This is a genomic window from Pedobacter sp. 22226, assembly GCF_052045455.1.
Classification (GTDB): Bacteria; Bacteroidota; Bacteroidia; order Sphingobacteriales; family Sphingobacteriaceae; genus Pedobacter; species Pedobacter jeongneungensis.
In genome coordinates this window covers 384,857-405,037 of sequence record NZ_JBQEPB010000003.1, presented here as the reverse complement: position 1 = coordinate 405,037, position 20,181 = coordinate 384,857, and the positions used below count along the sequence as shown (strand labels likewise).

Genomic DNA, 20,181 nt, shown 5'->3' with positions numbered 1-20,181 from the left:
TATTTTAAAAGCTAAATATAGCAGAGATACCCAACATTTTAACAAACTTTAACAAAACAAAGAAATATAATGACTTTTATTTGACAATTAAGCTGTATTACAAAAAAGACTAATTGGGGGTATTTTTCTACAAAAAGACATTAAATTATATGCATTTAAACAAATTGTGCAGAAACAAGATCAAAATAGCATTAATTTAACATTAAAACGACTGCATAGGGCAACTAAATTGTATAAAAAAATTGTGCCAAAATTCTAATCTATACCCTAAAAAGAACTAAAACAGCAGTTAAACCCACATTTTTATTAACCGGCAGGCATTGAATAAGCCCCGGGGCTGGGAAATATATAGCAAATAAAATAGTAACTTAATTATGTGGTTAAAGTGGAGCGCCTTTAAGATGATTACTATAGAAAAACCCCTGTTAGTGACGGACAAAGCAGGCACTAACAGGGGGTGAAGCCAAATAGCTCATCTAGAACTTATCCCAGAACAATTTTGTTGTTACCAAATCACCGCCAATTGCGGCAGCAGCAGCTGTATAGTTGGCGCCATTCAACTGTTGTTCATTAGTTGGGTAGTTTAACCTAACAGGGAAACCTGATTTAGCTCCAACCGGAGGTGTAATTTTAGGATAATCAAACCTTCTTAACTCTGTCCAGCCGTTAAACGGCCTGTTATAAAGCGCAATCCATTTTTGCAGGCCAATTTTTTCTCTCCAAGTACCCGACGCGGTTTGATAGGCCACCTCGGGATTTGTTAAATAGGCTGCAGCATCGGCCGCTGTTCCTCCCCAATAAATAATAGAGGCAGTAATGGCATTATTATAATGCTCTGCAGCAGTTCCGCTTACGGCATACCCTCTTTCTTTTGCTTCTGCCCTGAAAAATTCTGTTTCTACATAATCCATAAACAAAGTTGGCGCATTAGCAGCGTAAAGCCTTGGATTGGGGTTGGATATTGCATTTAATGAATTGCCTGAACCAGAAATGCCACCCACAAATAAACCATCCTTATTAGGGGAATAAAATAAACCCAGGCGCGGATCGGATAATGTTTTTAATTTATTAAGAAGATCACTAGCTGCCACATAATCGCCCCTGTTACCTGTTACGATATCAACAAATAGCGGATTTTGATTTGGCGATCCATCCAGATAAATAAAGGAAGCATTATCAGCAGCAGCAGAAATAGCACCAGCATCAGACGCTTCAACACTTGCTTTAGCTGCGTCATTATCAACATCAGCCAAAATCATGGCTTGTTGCATGCGCAGAGAGTTTGCAAATTTAATCCATTTGGCAATATCGCCTTTATAAATCAGGTCTTCTGTATCACTAAAGCCATTATTACTGGTATTTAATTTTGAAATATCAGTATTTAACCTTTTAATCAGATCGAGTGAAATGGTTTTGGCATCATCATAAACCGGGAACAGATTATTTTCGTCTAATGCTTTGCTGTAGGGTGCATTTCCAAATGTATTTATCACTGTACTGTAAGCCACCACCTGCATAATATCTAAAATAGCAAGTTTATTAACCTTAACCGCCGGATCCATTAATGGATCTGCACGCACAAAATCAGCAGATTTAGTTAAATTTTGAAGCACATCGCGGTACATAATGGTCCACCATGTTTTAGGAATTTCGCGGGTATTAAAATCGTACTGTAATTCATCCTGATAAGTGGTCATGGCCCAATGGCCAACCACAAACCTGAATACATTTGTATTTACACTGGCGCTGGTAATCGCATCGCTGTATGATTTTGTTGCATAGGCAAATAATGTACCTGCCGGTGCAACTGCCGGCCTTTTTGTTGGATCATTTAATGAGGTGATGTCTTTTTTACATGCCCCCAAGGCCAACAGGGCAACAAAAAATATTTTAAGTTTTTTCATTGGAATTTTCTTAAACGTTTAGAATGAAATTTTTGCGTTAAACCCAAATGTTCTGGTGGTTGGATAAGCCCCACTTTGAACACCTTGTATATTACCAGAAGAAAGGTTTTCTTCGGGATCGGCATCCGGAAGGTTTTTATGAATAATCCATAAGTTACGGCCAAAAACAGATAAATCTACCGCTTTAAGAGGCCCTAACTTCGAAACAATATTCTTAGGCAGCGCATAGGTTAATGTAGCCTCCCTCAGTTTAATATAACTGGCATCATACGAAAAAGCAGCCGGCGGAGGTGTTGGCGAGCTCGCATCGATTACCACACGTTTTGTATTGGGCTTTCCATCAGCTGTAACGCCATCTAAAATTACGCCTCCGCTTTTACTATCATTGGTAAGGGGATTTCTTAACGGATTACCCAAGTCATTTAAACCCGCAGTGTTGGCTAACACTCCGGAATAAGTGGCATAATACTGATCGAGCGACCAAACATTACCACCATGGCGAAAATCAACCAGGAAGCCAAGCGATACATTTTTATATTTAAACGTATTTTGAATACCACCAGTCCATTTTGGATTAATGTTACCAATTACATTGGTAGTGGTATTGGTAACCAAATAATAGCCATTGGCTCCAATAACTTTATTCCCATTTCCATCATAAACAAAATCTTTCCCCTGGATTGTTCCATAAGGCTGACCAAGTGTAGCATTTATACTTACGCCACCCTGAAAACTGCCCAGTTGCAAATTAGTACTCCCGTTATAAAGCTCTAGTACTTTACTGTTGTTCTTTGTCCAGTTTACATTAATGTTCCAGGAAAAATCTTTGGTTTTAACCGGACTGCCATACAGCGATAGTTCTACACCATTATTTCTGATTATCCCTGCATTTACAAATTTATTGGTAAAGCCAACGGCTGCTGAAGTGGCTAAGGCAAAAATCTGATTTTTGGATTTTGCCAGATAGTAGGATGCATCAAAGCCGATTCTATTCTTTAAAAAAGCCATTTCCAGGCCTACTTCACTACTTTCGGTTTGTTCGGGTTTTAAGTCAGGATTTTTTACGGTTATCGGAAAGGCAAAAAGTTTAGTTTTGCCAAACGGCCTTTGAGGAGTGTACACATTTTTAATACTTCCCCAGGGTGCGTCGTTACCAACAGTAGCATAATTTACCCTGATTTTTCCGGATGACAGCCAGCTAAGTTCTTTCTCTAAATGTTTGGAAAACAACCAGCTTCCTGCGATAGAATAATAATTGTAAGCATTGTTTCCGACAGGGAGTGTTGATGATTTATCTCTCCTAAAAGTCCCCTCAAGGGTTAAAAATTCTTTATAACCTAAAGTTGCCCCTCCAAAAATACCATCTACTTCCCTTGGCTCATAATTTTCTACAGGCGCATCTACTGTACCAACAGAATTGGCAATACTATACCAGCCGGGTACAATTAAGCCTCCGTTAGTGGTAGAGTAGGTATCATTTAAAAGGCTTTGCCTGATGTTTACACCAGCCAGTGCTTTAAGATTAAAATCATCGTTAAGATTTTTATCCAAATTTGCGATCAGATCAAAATTGGTTTCATGAAAAGTTCTGTCTGTCCGGCTGTACATGCCCGGATCTTTACTGCCACTGGCAATACGTTCTTCCTGAAGTTCATTGTATGAATCTAAGGTAACACGGCCCAAGATATTCAGGTAATCTGTCACTTTATAGTTTAATGATGCATTACCAAAAATCCTGCTCCGGGTATCATTTTCATAGTTTTGATACCTGGTCCAATAGTAGTTATCTGTAAACCTCGGAACTAAAGCCATTTGATCGGAAGGATATTTCCAGTTCCAGCTAATATTCCGTTCATTTCTAAAATAAGCTTCTTTTTGTTCCTGGATATCGACATTGGTTTGATACCATTGCCTGAAATTCTGATTTACGTTCAGGCCACTATAACCGGAGCCATACCTGCCAAGCCCGTCTACTTTAGAAAAATTGGCTAAGGCCGATGCGGTTAAGCGTTCTGTAATTTTGTAGCTTCCACCAAAATTAATGATGTTTTTAAGCACTTTACTGTTGGGTAAAGTACCACGTTCATCATTTCTGGAATAGCCCAGTTTAAATGTTCCTTTATCTGAAGCACCATCAAGGGTGATGCTGTTACTATTTGAAATGGAAGTTTCATAAAAAGTAGAGGGATCGTTTTTTGCTGCAACCCAGGGCGTTTTTTGATGGTAGGTTGGCGAGCTGGGATCAAAAGCATCCCATTGATACACCAATAAGTTAGGGTCAAACTTTGCACCATAAGAAGCATCCTCACCGGTAGGGGCAACCTTCTCTTTTATGCCATTGCCTAAAACATCGATCAGGTAAAAGCCATCCCCACTGTCGTAGCCATCAGAATAACCTGCCCCATACTCTTTTTGATATTTTGGAAAAGTAGACCGATCAATGTGCCCAATGGTAAGGCCACTGTTAATGGTGATGCCCATGCCATTCGCTTTTCTACTTTTGGTAGTGATCATAATTACACCATTAGCACCTCTTGAACCATACAATGCACTTGCGGCAGCACCTTTTAATACGTTTACAGATTCAATATCATCGGGATTAATATCCGCAGCAGCATTACCGTAGTCATAACCGCCCCTCCCTGTTTTTTGATCACTTGAATTGTTGTTCGAATTATCTACCGGCACACCATCTACCACAAATAGCGCCTGGTTGTTCCCTGTTAGCGATTTACTACCACGTATAACCACATTGGTTGAGCCACCTATTGCATTGCCCTGAATAATTTGCAGACCAGAAACTTTACCAGATAATGCTGAAGCAGCATTGGCAGAGCGTGTTTGACTCAGCTCTTCGCCCTTAACCTGTTGTGCGGCATAAGAAAGTGTATTCTTTTTTCTTGTTTGCCCTAAAGCAGTTACCACTACTTCATCCAGCGATTTAGCATCGGGCATCAACACCACATTGATTGCCCCGGCCGCAATGGTTTTGGTTTGACGGGCATAACCAATGTACGAAAACTCCAATTCTTTTGCTGTAGAAGGCACTTTTATGGAAAATTTTCCATCAGCCCCTGTAACGGTAGCACCCTGGGCTCCGATAATTTTAACACTTACCCCAGGTATAGCTTGCTTGTCATCCCCTGAAGTAACTGTACCAGTAATTGTCCGCTCCTGGGCCATTGCAGAATATGCAAACAGCACGAGGATGAACAAACTTTGTAAAAGTTTTTTCATTCTTAAATAGATTAGTAAAGATTAATTAAATGCGTTGCGCATTTGGAGGATGTGATCTTTCCGGAGTATAATCTCCGGAATTAACTAATAATTCAGGGGTGAATAATCACGAAGATACGTTATTTTATTACGTTTAGAAATTATTGGAAAACTTTTAGCCTTTAATTTTTTGTTAAAAAGAAAACGGCCTTACAAATTGCAAGGCCGTTTCGGTTTTTATTGAGGTGAAATCCTAATAACTACAAAATAAAATATTGCCATAGAGCGTTTTGCCACCTTCCCAAAAATTTCTGAATAAGGGGTCGTTTGCGAGGTAAACCACCTGTCCGCGGCCAAAATCCTGCACGCCGATGAGTAATCCGGTTTTAAGTTCTTCGCGGGCTTTTTTACCCACTACACCTGCCATTAAGCTTTTATCATTAATTAAACCAACATTCCAGCCTTTAGCAAAAGGTTCGTAAATTTTGCGGTCGGTTTTTAAACTATAATAAGTTTTGCCCAGGCCATAAGAGAATGGGTGAGTGGCATCGAGGTTAATTTTATAAATGGCCCCGGGTATGGTGGTTTCGAAATCATCCCTGTCCTTATCTTTAAAAAGAAGTTTATTGGCTTCCGGTTTTTCGTCTTTTTTAACAACCGCTTCCTTCTTTTTAATATCAAATCCTTTTTTCTCCAGCACACTTTCAATGGCATCTTCCATTAAAATCAACTTACCTCCTTTATTTAACCAGGCGGTTAAGCCATCACCAATAAACGGACTGTAGCTTCCATCGGGCAGGATAAGTGTATTGATTTTATTAATGTCTAAATTGTTGATGTCTTTAGCGTTAATAATACTCGGCGAAAGGTTTAAGTCATGCTCCAGGTAAAACCAGGCTTCTCCAAATGCCAAAGAAGAAACCTCCATGCCTGATACGATGGCAATTTTAGGTTGTTTTAGTAAAGGATAAACATTAGAACCAAAATCCTTTCCTTTTTCTACAAAGCCACTGCTTACCGCCTGAACGGGTTTATCGAGCATTTTGGCAATAAAAGTAACTTTATCTTTTACACCTTTAACCGATCGTTCATTTTCAGCACGCAGCACAATTAGTGTCCCGGCAGGATAATCTTTGCCGCTTACCGAAAAAGGCTGATCTGCCTGCCTTACTTTTATATTTTCTTTCTGCAGGGCGATTAAAACATGGGCATCTTCACTTGTTCCCCAGGTAAATAACCAGGCCAATGGCTTCTCTACTTCTGTATTTACCGTTTTTGGTTCTTCTAATGAAGCATATTTTCCTTTAATGCTCTCTTTACTGGCATAACCCTTTAATCCATATACATAAGGGAGCGCCCAGGCCGTAATATCATAAGTATTAGAATCGGTTACAAATGTTTGCGGCTCCAATAAAACATTGGCCAAAACAGCCCTTGATTGCTGAACATTTACGATCAGATCGTTCCTGCCAAGGGTATAATTTTCTTCCTTTTGTGTATCATAATCATAAGCCCGGCCGGCTTTATCGCCTCCATAGGCAAATTCGATCTTGTTTTTCGTTAACAGTTCAGCCAGTTTTTTTAACCGCGACAGGTTAGTCGGTTTAATAATATAACTTTTATAAATACCAGGTGCATTGGCCAGTTCCTGCTGGAAATATTTTTTGTATTCTTCTAAAAGCTTATTATGGTTTAAAGAGGTTACTTCGAGCGTCGACATTCCAGTAGTGAAATGATGCGCAATACGATCTTTTAAGGTTAAGGTATCGCCATCGTTGGTTACTACCGATAATCCGGCCCTGATTCCGCCCTGCTCATAAGTCATACCAATTGATCCGTTATATAAAGGATAAGTATCGCCGTAAGATGGGTAAAGCAGATCGAAACGTTCTTTGGTAAAGTATTGCCAGCCTTCGGCATCAAAATATTTTGCATTGTTTTTACCCACAACCACCTGAAAGCTTTTTTGCCATGGCGTAATATCCTGATGTACAGGCTCTGCCGCAGGTGCAAAATAATAAGGCTCGTTATATCCCTGCTCATGAAAATCGACATGTACCTGTGGCATCCACTGGTTATATAAAGCCAGCCTTTGCTGGCTTTCAATTTGCGTTTGCCAGGCCCAGTCGCGGTTTAAATCAAAATAATAATGGTTTGGCCTTCCGCCCGGCCAGGGTTCGATATGCTCTCTTGATGAAGGATCGGAATTAGGCATCTTTCCAACCACACTGTTAAAATAATTTACATAACGGTCCCTTCCATCGGGGTTTAAACAGGGATCGATTACCACAACGGTATTTTTTAACCACTCTGTAGCCGGTTTATTTGTGCCCGAAGCTAGTGTATAAAGCATTTTCATCGAAGTTTCAGTAGAGTTTGCTTCGTTGCCATGCACATTATAACTTAGCCAAAGCAGGCCAGGCTGTTTAGTTAAATTTACACTGGTATTGGTCCCTGTTGTTAAAGCCAGGTTATTATTTCTGATCTGTTCCAGTTGATCTATATTTTCTGCAGCAGAAACTATAGCCACCATTAAAGGCCTGCCTTCGTTGGTTTTGCCATATTCTATCAGTTTTACGTTTTTTGGTGCTGCCGCAGCAATCTGCCTAAAATATTCGGCTACTTTATGGTGTGGTGTAAAATGTGAACCAAGCGAATAACCTAAAAAATCATCGGGAGATTTAAGCTGTGCCTGTACAAAAAAAACAGAGGTAAGGGAGATTATGCAGAACGTTAACAGTCTCTTCATGTTAAAATATTTTTACCTAATGTACTAATTTTGTTTTTTGTTGTTGCTAAAGCTTAATTTTACATCATATTTTTTACGATAAGCATGATTACAACCGAAAAACTATACGATTACTACCTGGAAAACCCTGTTATTTCTACCGATACGAGAAACATTACGCCAGGTTGTATATTTTTTGCGCTTAAAGGCGATCTTTTTAATGCTAATGAATTTGCTGCCCAGGCCATTGAAAAAGGAGCCGCCTATGCTATAATCGACGAAGAAAAATATGCGGTTAATGCTCAGTGTTTGCTGGTTGAAGATGTACTTGGTACTTTACAGGATCTGGCACGCCACCATCGTAAACAGCTTAATATCCCGGTTATCGGTTTAACCGGCAGTAATGGTAAAACCACCAGTAAAGAGCTGGTAAATGCGGTTTTAGCAGAACGTTATAAAACCTTTGCCACTTTTGGCAATTTAAATAACCACATCGGTGTTCCATTATCAATCTTATCCATCACCAATGATGTGCAGATTGCGGTAATAGAAATGGGAGCCAACCACCAAAAGGAGATAGAGTTGCTTTGCACCATCGCACAGCCCACCCATGGTATTATTACCAATGTGGGTATGGCCCATTTAGATGGCTTCGGGGGCTTTGAAGGTGTAAAAAAAGGCAAGGCAGAACTTTATGCCTACCTGAAACAAACGAATGGCTATACCTTTATTAACCGCGATAATGCAAATTTACTCGAAATGAGTGCCATTGCCGGATTAAGCAAACTGATTTATTACGGAACAGAAAACGGCAATACCATAAAAGGGGAACTGAAAAGCAGCGATCCTTTTATCGAAATACACTGGACCAATCATGAAGTTTCATCGTCTGTAAAAACCAATTTAACGGGCAGTTATAATTTCGAAAATATATTGGCGGCAATCTGTATTGGAGATTTTTTTGACATGAGCCCTGAAGAGATCAATACAGGTTTATCGAACTACCAGCCGAAAAACAACCGCTCGCAACTCACCAAAACTGAAAAAAACACGGTCATCTGCGATTTTTATAATGCCAATCCAAGTAGTATGGCCGCTGCCATAAAAAATATTTCCGTGATATCTGCAGATAAAAAGACCGCTATTTTGGGCGACATGTTCGAATTAGGGCCAGAATCTCCCGGTCAGCACGAATTAATTGCAAAACAGGCAGCTAAAAGCGGTTTAGATCAGATCATTTTCATCGGGAAAGACTTTTTTCACTACAAAAACAATGTGAAAGGCATTTTCTTTGAAACCCCAACTGAAGCAGCTACTTTTTTACAGGAAAATCCGGTTCAGAATCATTTGGTATTGTTAAAAGGATCAAGAGGAATGAAACTGGAAAATTTGCTGCAGTACTTATAGTGTCAATCTTTTAGCCTGAAATGATTTAAGCCCGGTATTAATTACCACAGATAAAAAGGATGCACACAGATATAAAATCCGTCTTTATCTGTGTGCACCTGTGGCTAAAATGCCTGATAACATTAAAATGTACAGGCAATTTTACCATAAACATACCTGCCGCTAAAACCAAACTGGCTAACTGCCCTTGGGTATAAGAACCTGCCGTTGGAAGTGTTATCTAATCCTCCAGAATAATTGCTTGCAGGATTGCCGCTGAGGTTATTTTGGTTATCGCGTGGATCGATGTATAATTTATCCGGATAAACATCAAAAATATTATTCGCACCAACAGTAACCGACCAGTTTTTACCTGCTGCATAACTCACCGAGAAATCTGTTACCCATTTAGGAGCAAAAGTTTGATCAAGCTGGGTTGGTAAACCATTGGCAGGAATATTTGGGTCGATGGCATTTAAATAGGTAACCTCACCAAAACGAACCGTTCTGGCAACAAACGACAGTTTATTCACATTATATGTTGCGGTGATGTTCAATTTATTTTTAGGCACAGAACTTTCGAAACGCGAGCGCTCCAAACGATCGAATAATTTCGCTTTTAAGGTTGGGTCGCTTTCAATTTTATCAGATCCCTGAATACTTCTCACCACGGTTTTATTTACGTTGCCCGCCACACTTAAAATCAGGCTGCTTTTTGCGCCCAGGTTAAATCTATTGGTCAATACCACATCGATTCCTGCGGTATTGGTCGTAATGGCGTTAGTGAAAAACTGTACACTGTTAATCTGTGCCAATGGATCTACGGTATTTAAAATCTGGTTTACTACACCTGTGGGTACTAAAACGCCTCCTGAACGCTCGCGCGCATACTGACTGGAGAAAACAATCCGGTCGCTGATATCAATGTTATAAGCATCGATGGTAAACGTAAAGGTTTTGGCAATTTTACCGGCCAAACCTAAACTTCCTGATCTGGAAATTTCAGGTTTTAATGCGCCAACACCAAACTGTGCAACAATAGGGTTCGCATTATTTACCGTTAAAACCTGCGTAGCATTGGTACCTACAAACTGGGTACTTTCGTTGTTAAAATATTGCTGATGCAGGGATGGGGCCCTAAAGCCAGTAGCATAAGCCCCGCGAATGGAAACATCGCCAAAAAGTTTAACCTTACCTGTAAATTTGTAAGAGAAATTCGATCCGAAATCGCTATAGTTTTCATACCGGCCTGCCGCTTCTAAAGTTACCCTTGGTCCGAATTCAGCTTCAAAATCGGCATAAGCACCAACGTTATGTCGCGATTTATCCAAAGCATTGCTGGGTTTAAAACCAGGGAATACCTGTGCGCCGGAAGCGGTAGGCGATGTCCCGATTAATCTTCCGCCATTTGAATAGGATAACAGCTCACCTTCTTTGATCTGATAGTTATCTATCCTGAATTCTCCACCAAAGGCCGTATTCAATGAAGTTAAAAAACCACCATCAAAGGTGTGCTTTTTATTGATATCAAGGTTACTGGTGTTTTGCCTGAACAGCAACTCGCCGGCATAAAACGAAGTAGGGCTTGTTCCGGTTGGCAGAGAGGCGTTTACCGTGTTATTAATATTAAATGCTATGGTATTTTCTCCACTGGTATTACTGATGTCGTAATCCCATGTGCCTATTTTACCTCTTAAACCAGCAGAAAACGAATAATCGTTGATTTTGGTATCAATAAATGGCAAAAATCCGTTAGGATAGATGGATAAATCTATCTGGGTGGTTTGCGTTGGCAAGCGGTAAAAACCCGCAGCACTTCCTGTTTTATGGGTAAAACCTGCTGCATAGTACAACTGGGTGGTTTTCCCAAAATTAAACTGTCCGTTTAGGAAACCGCCGCCGTTTTTAGAATCAGAATTACCCACGCGCATATTATTTCTGTCTAAACCATTTGCGGCCGCCCTTGCATCATCAGCGGCTTTTAAACTGGCAAAACGGGCCTGAAAAGCAGCTTCGGTTTCTGTCGGGCCTTTGGTTGGGCTTGCAGAATATAATAATGGTCGGGTATCTAAACCACCACGATTGGTATATCCGCGTTGAAGGTACTGCGCTGCAAAATTGATAAAACCTTTATCGTTCTTAAATGCCCATCCTTTGCTAAAATCAACCTGAAAAGTCCTTCCGTCGCTAAAATCGCGGCCCAGGGCATTTGATGAAGATTGACCAAAAGAGGTAGAGAAACTATATGGTGTTACCTTTTTTAACACAATGTTAATTACCCCGGCAATGGCATCAGAACCATATTGTGCCGCAGCACCATCACGTAGAACCTCGATCCGTTCGATTGCCGAAACCGGAATGGAGTTTAAATCTGTACCAACAGAACCACGACCGAATGTACCGTTAATGTTTACCAATGCGGTGGTATGCCTGCGTTTTCCGTTTACCAGCACCAAAACCTGATCTGGCCCCAAACCACGTAAAGATGCCGGATCGATATGATCGGTACCGTCAGAAACGGTTTACCGGTTAGAACTAAAAGATGGTGCTACAAAGTTTAAAATCTGCGTTAAATCGGTCTGTGCAAATACTTTAACGTCTTTTGTAGAAATCAGATCGACAGGGACCACGCTTTCGATATTTGTTCGCGGCGTTGACCTCGATCCTACCACAACAACATCACTTAACAGTTCCTTGGTATCCTGCAAAGCAAAATCCATTGTTTTAACGGTATTATCAATCTGAACCGCTACTTCAGCTGTCTGATAACCGGTAAAAGAAATCCGGACTTTATAAGCTCCGGCCGAAGGAAATTTTAAGACATAAAGGCCATTTCCATCCGAAGAGGTACCCACTTTTGAGCCGACTACCTGTACGGTAGCGCCTGGAATAGCTAATCCTGCAGAATCTGTAACTTTCCCCTTTAAGCCCTGGGCAAGTAAATGATTAGAAAAGAACAGAAGGAGGATGATCAGGGAGTTTTTGAATAATATTTTTATCATAGTTCATAGGTTTATAAACAATAATAACAAATTTATTACAAAGTTTCACACAACAAGTGCCTGATAAAGAACAGAATATTACATAAACAAAATTTTTATGTAGGTAATTTAAGACAAAAGACTAAAATATTGCGAAAATTAAACTCTAAACAAGAAAATAAACAGTTATTCGGCTGCATTAACCAAAATACCAACATCGCTAACCTCTAAAAGCGGGTTGTCGCGCATATTTTGTTCAATTTCTATCTCAAACTTACCATTATGAGGGAAACGATGGTTAGTTAATAAGGGTAGGGTATAACTAAACACATTTCCTGATCCACTGCCCAGCCATTCACCATCGTTTTTGGCCAGTTTGTATTGGTAACGCTTAGTTTCCATCTTTTTGCCATCTTTAAAATGGGCAAGGATGAAAATATTAGCGTATTTATAATCTGCAGTATGCCTAAGCTTAAAATAAATATTATAGGCTTTGGTATTATCCATAATCTCAAAGGGGGTCGAAATATGGTTACGGTAGGTCCACCTGCGGTCGGCAATTTCTACATTACTATCTATTATGCTTGAAGTACAGCCAATAAATAGCGAAGTAATCAATAAAAAACCAAGCAAAAATACTTGTCTCTTATTCAGCAGCAGGTTTATTTTCTGAGCCATTATTATTGTTTCGGCGGTTATTGTTTTTCCTACGATTATTTCTGTTCTTATTTTTGCTCTGTTCTGGCTTAGCTCCCTCTGCAGCAACACTTCCTTCTACGTTTACAACAGGTTTTTGCGCCTGTAGCTGCTGCTTTGGTTTGTTATTTTGAGGTTTTGGTCCATTAACATGCTGAGGTTTTGGCACGGCTTGTTGAGGACGCTGACCGCCATTTTGTTGTGGTTTTGGTCCGTTAGGCTGTGGTTTTCCACCTTGCTGAGCTTTCTGTGCACCTTGTTGAGGCTGTGGCCTGTTATTAGGCCCCGTATTCTTCTCTCCGGCGGGCACTCTATCCCGTCTGTTCTGATTGTTTCTGTTATTTTTCTGGTTTTTGTTCTGGTTATTTTTTCCGCGTGAACGTTCGTCCAAACGGGTTAAACTATCCTGACCCACCACATTTTCGTAATCGAACGATTTTTCTACCACAACCGGCGCAGCAATCTGAACGGCTTCCTCTTTCAGGTTAGGCGCTTTTTTGCCAGCCTTGTTCATCGCCATGATTTCTTTTACGCGGGCAGCTTTAACCGGAATCCAGTTTTCATCGCCCTGGTAACTGAACCACATGATTTTTTTGAAAATATCGGTCTTCTGGTGACGGGCGTAACCAGCCTCCGTATCCAGGTTTTCAATTCTATCGGGAATATCTTTTAAGGCATCCAGATAGGTATCAAGCTCGTAGTTTAAGCAGCATTTTAATTTACCGCACTGGCCGGCAAGCTTTAAAGTATTTAAAGATAAGTTTTGATAACGCGCCGCAGCTGTAGAAACCGTTTTAAAGTTGGTTAGCCAGGTAGAGCAGCATAATTCGCGCCCGCATGAACCAATTCCGCCTAAGCGACCAGCTTCCTGGCGCATCCCGATCTGGCGCATTTCAATACGGATACGGAAACTCTCAGCCATTTTTTTAATCAGCTCGCGGAAATCTACACGTCCATCGGCAGTATAAAAGAAAGTGGCTTTTGTTTTATCGGCCTGATAATCTACATCGCTGATTTTCATCTGCAAACGTAAATCCAATGCCAGTTTACGGGCTTTGTGCATGGTTTCCCATTCCATCCCTTTTGCGGCATTCCATTTTTCTACATCGGCTTCAGTAGCTTTACGGTAGATTTTTTTAGTAACCTGATCGAGTGCCGTTTTGCGGCGTTTCATCTGGATACGTACCAGCTCGCCGGTAAGCGAAACGTGCCCTACATCGAAACCACCTGTTGGTCCCTCAACGGCTACAAGTTCCCCGATTTCGAGGTAAATGTTGTCGTTATTAAGGAAAAACTCTTTGCGTGAGCCTTTAAACTTGATTTCGGTAACCTGAAAAGGTTTATAATTAGAAGGCATATCTAAATTAGACAGCCAATCGTGAACTTCCATTGTCTGGCAACCACCGGTGCCACATGAGCCATTACTTTTGCATCCATTAGGGGTGCAACCACCACCTGTTGAACAACTTCCACATCCCATATTAATTGTATATATATTGAGTCCCCGCGGGGAGCGTTTTAAACTTGATAATTTTTACCAATTGTAAAGATACATCTAAAAACAGAATTTTCGGGTTCGCGTTTCTTTCAATGTGGTAATGTGCCTTCTCCAGCTCGCCTATTATGGCCTCAGCCATTGGCAAGGTAAGCACGTGTGTACTGAGCTTTTTCGCCGTTTCGAAGGTAAGAGGCGGTAATTTCACCAATTCTTCTGCACCGCTTATAATTAAACAGCATTCGCGTAAATAATTTACGCCATACTTTAAAAAATTCTTTTGGTTTTCTCTTCCCCACTTCGCAGCATCGTCGGTAAAATCGATCAGATCCGGCACTTTATTTCCGAAACCCATCCTTAACCAGGCCGTAAAGGTACCCGAACTATCACTTTGCGTATCGGCAGCCAAGGCTTTGGCCTCGATTAAATTTCCGTCGGCCAAAAATGAATAATCAATGGCCTGGTTTTCGTTTAATCCACTGCTGTTTAATAAATATCCTGTTACTTCTTCTGAAGATAATTTCGGGATCTTCACAATCTGTGTTCTGGATAATATGGTGGTTAAAATCTGGTCCTGACTTTGGGCGATTAAAATAAACAGCGTGTTTGCTGGTGGTTCTTCGATTAATTTAAGCAAAGCGTTACCAGCCTTATCCAAATATTCGGGCAACCACATAATTAAAACCTTGGTTTCTGCTTCAAAAGCTTTATAACTCAGTTTTTTAATAATGTCGTGGCATTCGGCGATGTTGATATTAGCCTGTTTATTGGCGGCATCGAGTTTGGAACGCCAGATATCCATATCAAAATAAGGATCCTGCATTAACATAGCGCGCCATTCTTCCAGTACATCTACCGCGGTTTTTACACTGGCGGAAGCAAAAAACGGATAAGAGAAATGCAGGTCGGGATGTATTAAACGCTCGTATTTTCTGCAGCTCGAGCATTCGCCGCAGCTATCATTTCCACCTTTATCGAGGCAATTGATGTACTGCGCATAGGCAATGGCCAGCGGCACCGCACCCGAACCGGCAGGCGACAAAAACAGCTGCGCATGGCTAATCCGGTTTTCTTTAACCGTTTGCACCAATTGTTGCTTTACTCTTTCCTGTCCTATGATTTCTTTAAACTGCATTTGGTGCAAAATAAGAAATAGATATGATATTCACACATTCGTGATCATGATCTTACGTTTTGAGTACAAAAACGGTGAGGCTTAGACGAATCATCAGCAACATATTTTTTGGAAATGAAAGGTTCCGTTTTAATGGCAGGTTCAGCCCTGCTATCCCTCCAAGTCCTCACTCATACTTCGCTCCGGGCTTTCCGTCCTATCAGGTTTATTTAACAAAGCTGGTGATTCTTAGGGAACATCAAATAGTGCACGCTGTAACTTTACACAAACTGCACCGGCCTGCATCAACTAAACCTGATGGAAGCGGCAGCCCCGAAGCATGAGAGCTAAAGCATAAAGCAGGACCAACATACCCAAGTACTACAGGTTTTGGTTTTCCAAAAAAATAAACATAACAACTTTTTAAGACAATAACACACACGCTAACAGCATATTACCTGTAAATTTACCGATTATTTCAAAAACCTTACCTTTGTGCTTTTATTTTTTTAACGGTGGTAACGCTTTACGCCAAACACCCAACGCTTAACTTGTATGGCACGGATCCTCGCATTTGATTACGGAACAAAACGCATCGGTATTGCGGTAACCGATCCTTTGCAGATTATTGCAACAGGACTGGATACGGTACACCCGAAAGATGCGATTGAATACGTTAAAAAATATATGCTTACCGAGCAGGTAGAAGCTTTTGTACTCGGCGACCCTAAACAAATGGATGGTTCGCCTTCTGATTCTGCACAACATGTAAAGGGTTTTGCCACGCTGTTAAAAAAATCATTCCCTGATATCCCCAGGCACTGGGTTGACGAGCGTTTTACCTCTAAACTTGCCCATCAGGCCATTATGCAAAGTGGTTTAAAAAAGATGGACCGAAGAGACAAAGACCGGGTTGATACTATTGCTGCAACCATCATTTTACAATATTTTATGGAAAGTAACCGTTTATAACCAACAAATGAGCCTGATAACCGACGATTTACAAGATTTATTAATTGCCTACTGCGAGCCAGAAAGCGAACTATTGCAACAAATAGACCGCGAAACCAACCTTAAAGTTTTAATGCCACGGATGCTCTCCGGCCATTACCAGGGCAGGGTTTTAAGCATGCTCAGCAAAATGGTTTCCCCTAAAAGGATTTTAGAAATCGGCACTTTTACCGGATATGCTACATTATGCCTGGCAGAAGGTTTAACTAAAGACGGATTGCTTTACACCCTCGATATTAATGAGGAGCTGGAAGATATGGTGCGTAGCAACTTTGCAAAATCAACATATAACGATCAGATTAATTATATCCTTGGCGATGCCACCAAAACAATAGCCGGTTTAGACGAAGTTTTCGACATTGTTTTTATTGATGCGGATAAGAAAAATAACGGCACTTATTACGACCTGATTTTTGACCGCGTACGCCCGGGCGGAATTATCATTGTGGATAATGTACTGTGGAGTGGAAAAGTACTTCAGGAGAAACAAGACAAAGACACCAGAAATATTACTAGTTTTAATGACAAAATAGCTGCAGATGAGCGGGTTGAGAAATTGATATTGCCTGTTCGCGATGGTTTGTTTGTGATCAGGAAGCTGAGTTAATTGTAGAAACTGTTTTAACCGGTTAATTGATTAATGAACGCCGGTAAGCAATTAACCAAAAAATGAAATAAAGAGCGTTTAGTATATAAAGATTGATCGGCTAAATTATTTAACCGGTTAATCGTAAAGTTAACCAATTAAACAATTTGTACAGTTAACCATGACTAAGAAGATTTTTACTTTTTGTCTGCTGCTCCTATCTGGCATTATCGCCAGGGCGCAAGACACAGAAGAATATATTGCAGAGCATGCAGAATATGCCCAGGGTTTAATGCATGATCATAAAATTCCGGCAAGTGTTATTTTAGCTGTTGCCATACACGAATCGGGTGCCGGAAACAGTAAAATTGCTCAGCACCTCAATAACCATTTTGGTGTAAAAGGGCCAAACAATAATGCAGAAATCCGTTCTTCGTACCGCGATTATTTAAATGCAGACGAATCTTACAGCCATTTTGTAGAGATTATGGAAACGCGGGAGCCTTTCAATAACCTTTTTGCCAAATACGATCAATACGATTATAAAGGCTGGACTTATGGCATCCGCCGCTGCGGTTACGCCAGCAGCAGAAGCTGGGCCAGTCAGGTTATCGGGCTCATTAAAAAATACGAGCTTTACCAATACGACGAAAGGCCTGAAGGATACGAGGAGCCTGTTTACGCCACCCCGGTACGTCACCGCACGAGGAGCAGAAGAACAAAAACCTATACTGTAAAATCAGGCGATAATTTAAGTATCATCGCCAAAAAGAAAGGTACAACGGTAAAAAAACTGATGCAGAAAAACGGCATTAAAAAGGCCAATTTAAAACCAGGACAGAAGATTAAATTTTAGTCTTAAGTCCATAGTCATGAGTCTTAAGTCTAATTTGCAGCTCACAGTTAACCAGTTAACCGATTAACCAATTTAAACAGTTAACCCTTATCCAATTTGCATTCCACAGTTAACCAATTAACCAATTTAAACAGTTAACCATATTTAACAACCGATTTAAACAATTAAACCCCATATGCGTTCATCCAACCATTTTATTCTATTAGCGGCAATCCTTGTTTTTTTGAGCTCATGTGGTTCAAGGAAATTTTCGAAAAACAATAAACAGATCGAAAAAGCAGCCGATAAAGCCAATAACAACTCGTACAAAAGCTATAATACTTTAAGTTATATCGACGAGTTTAAAGGTGTAGCAATAGAAGAAATGAACTCGGCGGGTATTCCGGCAAGTATTACCCTTGCACAGGGCATTTTAGAATCGGGGAGCGGTAACAGCGATTTAGCCAAATATGCCAACAACCATTTCGGCATTAAATGTACTTCAGAATGGAAGGGAAAAAATTATTTCCGCGATGACGACCAGAAAAACGATTGCTTCAGGGTATATAAAGATGCACGCGAATCGTTCAGGGATCATTCTGAATTTTTAAAGCGTAAACGTTATGGTTTTCTTTTCCAGCTGGATAAAAACGACTACAAAAGCTGGGCACAGGGCCTAAAAACAGCCGGATATGCCACTAACCCAAAATACCCGGATTTGCTAATCAATACCATAGAGAAATACCAGCTTTACCAATACGATCAGCCTGAAAGCGAAAAGCAGAAAATTGCCCGTGAGGACAGGGTTTTTACAGAAATTAACCAGAATATCCCGCAGGAAAAGGCTAAGTTTACACCTGTTGATACGCCCCCTCCGGGTGCAAAGCCAATTCTTGCAGATGGCACCTATACGGTTGTTAAGGGCGATACTTTGTACAATATTGCAAAACGCTTCAACTTAACGGTAGATCAGTTAAAAATGCTGAACGAGATGACTACAGATGGAATCAAGTTGGGGCAGGTGCTTAAGGTTAAATAATGTTAAGTACAAACATTGCCTGCCGGATATTTGTAGTTTTGTAGTCTGATGAAGTTTTTTTTCACCCTTATTCTCCTTTTAGGCCTCTCGAAGCTGCTTTTTGCACAAACAAAACCTGTGCAGGGAATCGTAATTGACAAAGAAACCAAGCAGCGTTTGGCCAAAGTGTACATTTACAATATCCGCACCGGAGATGGTTTATACAACAATACAAAAGGAGAATTTAGCACTTTCGCTATACCTGGTGATACTTTAGTGGCTGCATTATCGGGTTATGGGGTAGATACCATGCTTTTTAAGGGGCAAACCGCCATGTATTTTCAGCTTAAAACCTTAGGGATCAGGCTGCGCGATGTTGTAATTCAACGTAAACGCTTAACCCCGCAGCAACTGTATGAAAAAAATGTACAGGAATACCGCTACCAAACCATGAAAGGCAGCAGTAAAGATTTACTAAACCTGGGCAATGGTGGTGTAGGTTTGGGTATTGATGCCATTTACAACCTGTTAAGCAGGCAGGGAAGAAATGCCCGTCACCTGCAGAAAATCCTCGAAAAAGACTACCGGGAAGATTTAATCGATTACCGTTTTAATGCCAATTTAGTGCGCCAGGTATTGGGCATACAGGGAGACGAACTGACGGATTTTATGCAGCAATACCGCCCCACTTATCAGTTTGTGCTCGATGCGACAGATTATTCTTTTAATCAGTTCATCAGAAATGCTTATAAAAGCTACAGATTAAACCCTAAGGCACTGCAATTGCCCCCATTACCTAAAATAACCATCGATAAGCTGTGAGGGCGCCCATCATCATCGTTAAAAAACTTCCGGCAGCCGGCATGGCCATATTTCCGTTTATTCTGCTAAAATCAGAAAGGCTTAAAAATGATCCGGAGATTATTAACCATGAAACAATCCACCTGCGCCAGCAATTAGAACTACTCATTTTCCCTTTTTATCTCCTGTATTTTTTTAACTACCTCATTAACCTTTTCAGGTACCAAAACCACGATTTAGCTTACCGGAACATCATTTTTGAAAAGGAAGCCTACGATCATGAAACCGACCTCCACTACCTTAAAAAAGGCAATTGGTATGGCTGGATCAGATCGATCTGATGGGACTGTTTATGCTTCAGGTTCAATTGGCAATCAGACAATCATTTCGTTAAATGCTTTTTATCTCTA

Annotated in this window: 15 protein-coding genes; 7 read left to right on the top strand and 8 right to left on the bottom strand. The window is 40.6% G+C overall.

The window, feature by feature from the left end:
* Positions 1–476: 476 nt before the first annotated feature.
* The 3 genes from ACTJKC_RS08655 to ACTJKC_RS08645 form a co-directional block, all read right to left on the bottom strand.
* Complete coding sequence (locus ACTJKC_RS08655; RefSeq protein ID WP_440791132.1) at positions 477–1,904, bottom strand: SusD/RagB family nutrient-binding outer membrane lipoprotein; 1,428 nt, start codon at positions 1,902–1,904, stop codon at positions 477–479.
* An 18-nt stretch (positions 1,905–1,922) separates the two neighbouring features.
* The gene (locus tag ACTJKC_RS08650) at positions 1,923–5,141 is read right to left on the bottom strand and encodes a SusC/RagA family TonB-linked outer membrane protein (RefSeq protein ID WP_440791130.1); all 3,219 of its coding nucleotides are present in this window, start codon (positions 5,139–5,141) and stop codon (positions 1,923–1,925) included.
* Between the two features lie 232 nt (positions 5,142–5,373).
* Positions 5,374–7,869 carry a M14 family metallopeptidase gene (locus ACTJKC_RS08645; RefSeq protein WP_440791128.1) on the bottom strand — a complete coding sequence of 832 codons (2,496 nt, stop codon included), beginning with the start codon at positions 7,867–7,869 and terminating at the stop codon, positions 5,374–5,376.
* 84 nt (positions 7,870–7,953) lie between these two features.
* Here ACTJKC_RS08645 and ACTJKC_RS08640 point away from each other — a divergent pair, with 84 nt between their 5' ends.
* Positions 7,954–9,255, top strand: coding sequence for a UDP-N-acetylmuramoyl-tripeptide--D-alanyl-D-alanine ligase (locus tag ACTJKC_RS08640; RefSeq protein WP_440791126.1), 1,302 nt, complete (start codon positions 7,954–7,956; stop codon positions 9,253–9,255).
* A 122-nt stretch (positions 9,256–9,377) separates the two neighbouring features.
* Here ACTJKC_RS08640 and ACTJKC_RS08635 read toward each other — a convergent pair whose 3' ends face one another.
* The 5 genes from ACTJKC_RS08635 to ACTJKC_RS08615 form a co-directional block, all read right to left on the bottom strand.
* On the bottom strand, positions 9,378–11,732 hold the full coding sequence (locus tag ACTJKC_RS08635; protein ID WP_440791420.1) for a TonB-dependent receptor plug domain-containing protein: 2,355 nt from the start codon (positions 11,730–11,732) through the stop codon (positions 9,378–9,380).
* A gap of 24 nt (positions 11,733–11,756) precedes the next feature.
* A complete protein-coding gene (locus ACTJKC_RS08630; protein WP_440791124.1) occupies positions 11,757–12,236 on the bottom strand; it encodes a carboxypeptidase-like regulatory domain-containing protein in 480 nt (159 codons plus the stop codon).
* Positions 12,237–12,401: 165 nt separating this feature from the next.
* Positions 12,402–12,893 (bottom strand): gliding motility lipoprotein GldH, encoded by a 492-nt coding sequence (locus ACTJKC_RS08625; RefSeq protein WP_440791122.1) that lies wholly within the window; start codon positions 12,891–12,893, stop codon positions 12,402–12,404.
* Complete coding sequence (ricT, locus tag ACTJKC_RS08620; RefSeq protein WP_440791120.1) at positions 12,862–14,391, bottom strand: regulatory iron-sulfur-containing complex subunit RicT; 1,530 nt, start codon at positions 14,389–14,391, stop codon at positions 12,862–12,864. Before ricT ends, ACTJKC_RS08625 begins: the two co-directional genes overlap by 32 nt.
* Position 14,392: 1 nt before the next feature.
* Positions 14,393–15,541 (bottom strand): DNA polymerase III subunit, encoded by a 1,149-nt coding sequence (locus tag ACTJKC_RS08615; RefSeq protein WP_440791118.1) that lies wholly within the window; start codon positions 15,539–15,541, stop codon positions 14,393–14,395.
* A 534-nt stretch (positions 15,542–16,075) separates the two neighbouring features.
* On the opposite strand from ACTJKC_RS08615, the gene ruvX reads away from it, so the two are divergent.
* From ruvX to ACTJKC_RS08585, 6 genes are all read left to right on the top strand, one after another.
* A complete protein-coding gene (gene ruvX / locus ACTJKC_RS08610) occupies positions 16,076–16,492 on the top strand; it encodes a Holliday junction resolvase RuvX (RefSeq protein ID WP_344851439.1) in 417 nt (138 codons plus the stop codon).
* A 7-nt stretch (positions 16,493–16,499) separates the two neighbouring features.
* Entirely contained in the window at positions 16,500–17,138 is a 639-nt protein-coding gene (locus ACTJKC_RS08605) for an O-methyltransferase (RefSeq protein WP_440791116.1), read from the top strand.
* A gap of 160 nt (positions 17,139–17,298) precedes the next feature.
* Positions 17,299–17,973 (top strand): glucosaminidase domain-containing protein, encoded by a 675-nt coding sequence (locus tag ACTJKC_RS08600; RefSeq protein WP_440791114.1) that lies wholly within the window; start codon positions 17,299–17,301, stop codon positions 17,971–17,973.
* A gap of 175 nt (positions 17,974–18,148) precedes the next feature.
* Positions 18,149–18,991: a glucosaminidase domain-containing protein gene (locus ACTJKC_RS08595; protein ID WP_440791112.1), complete on the top strand. Its 843-nt coding sequence runs from the start codon at positions 18,149–18,151 to the stop codon at positions 18,989–18,991.
* A 48-nt stretch (positions 18,992–19,039) separates the two neighbouring features.
* Complete coding sequence (locus ACTJKC_RS08590; RefSeq protein WP_440791110.1) at positions 19,040–19,792, top strand: hypothetical protein; 753 nt, start codon at positions 19,040–19,042, stop codon at positions 19,790–19,792.
* Entirely contained in the window at positions 19,789–20,112 is a 324-nt protein-coding gene (locus ACTJKC_RS08585) for a hypothetical protein (protein WP_344851434.1), read from the top strand. The genes ACTJKC_RS08590 and ACTJKC_RS08585 overlap by 4 nt, the downstream gene beginning before the upstream one ends.
* Positions 20,113–20,181 lie beyond the last annotated feature (69 nt).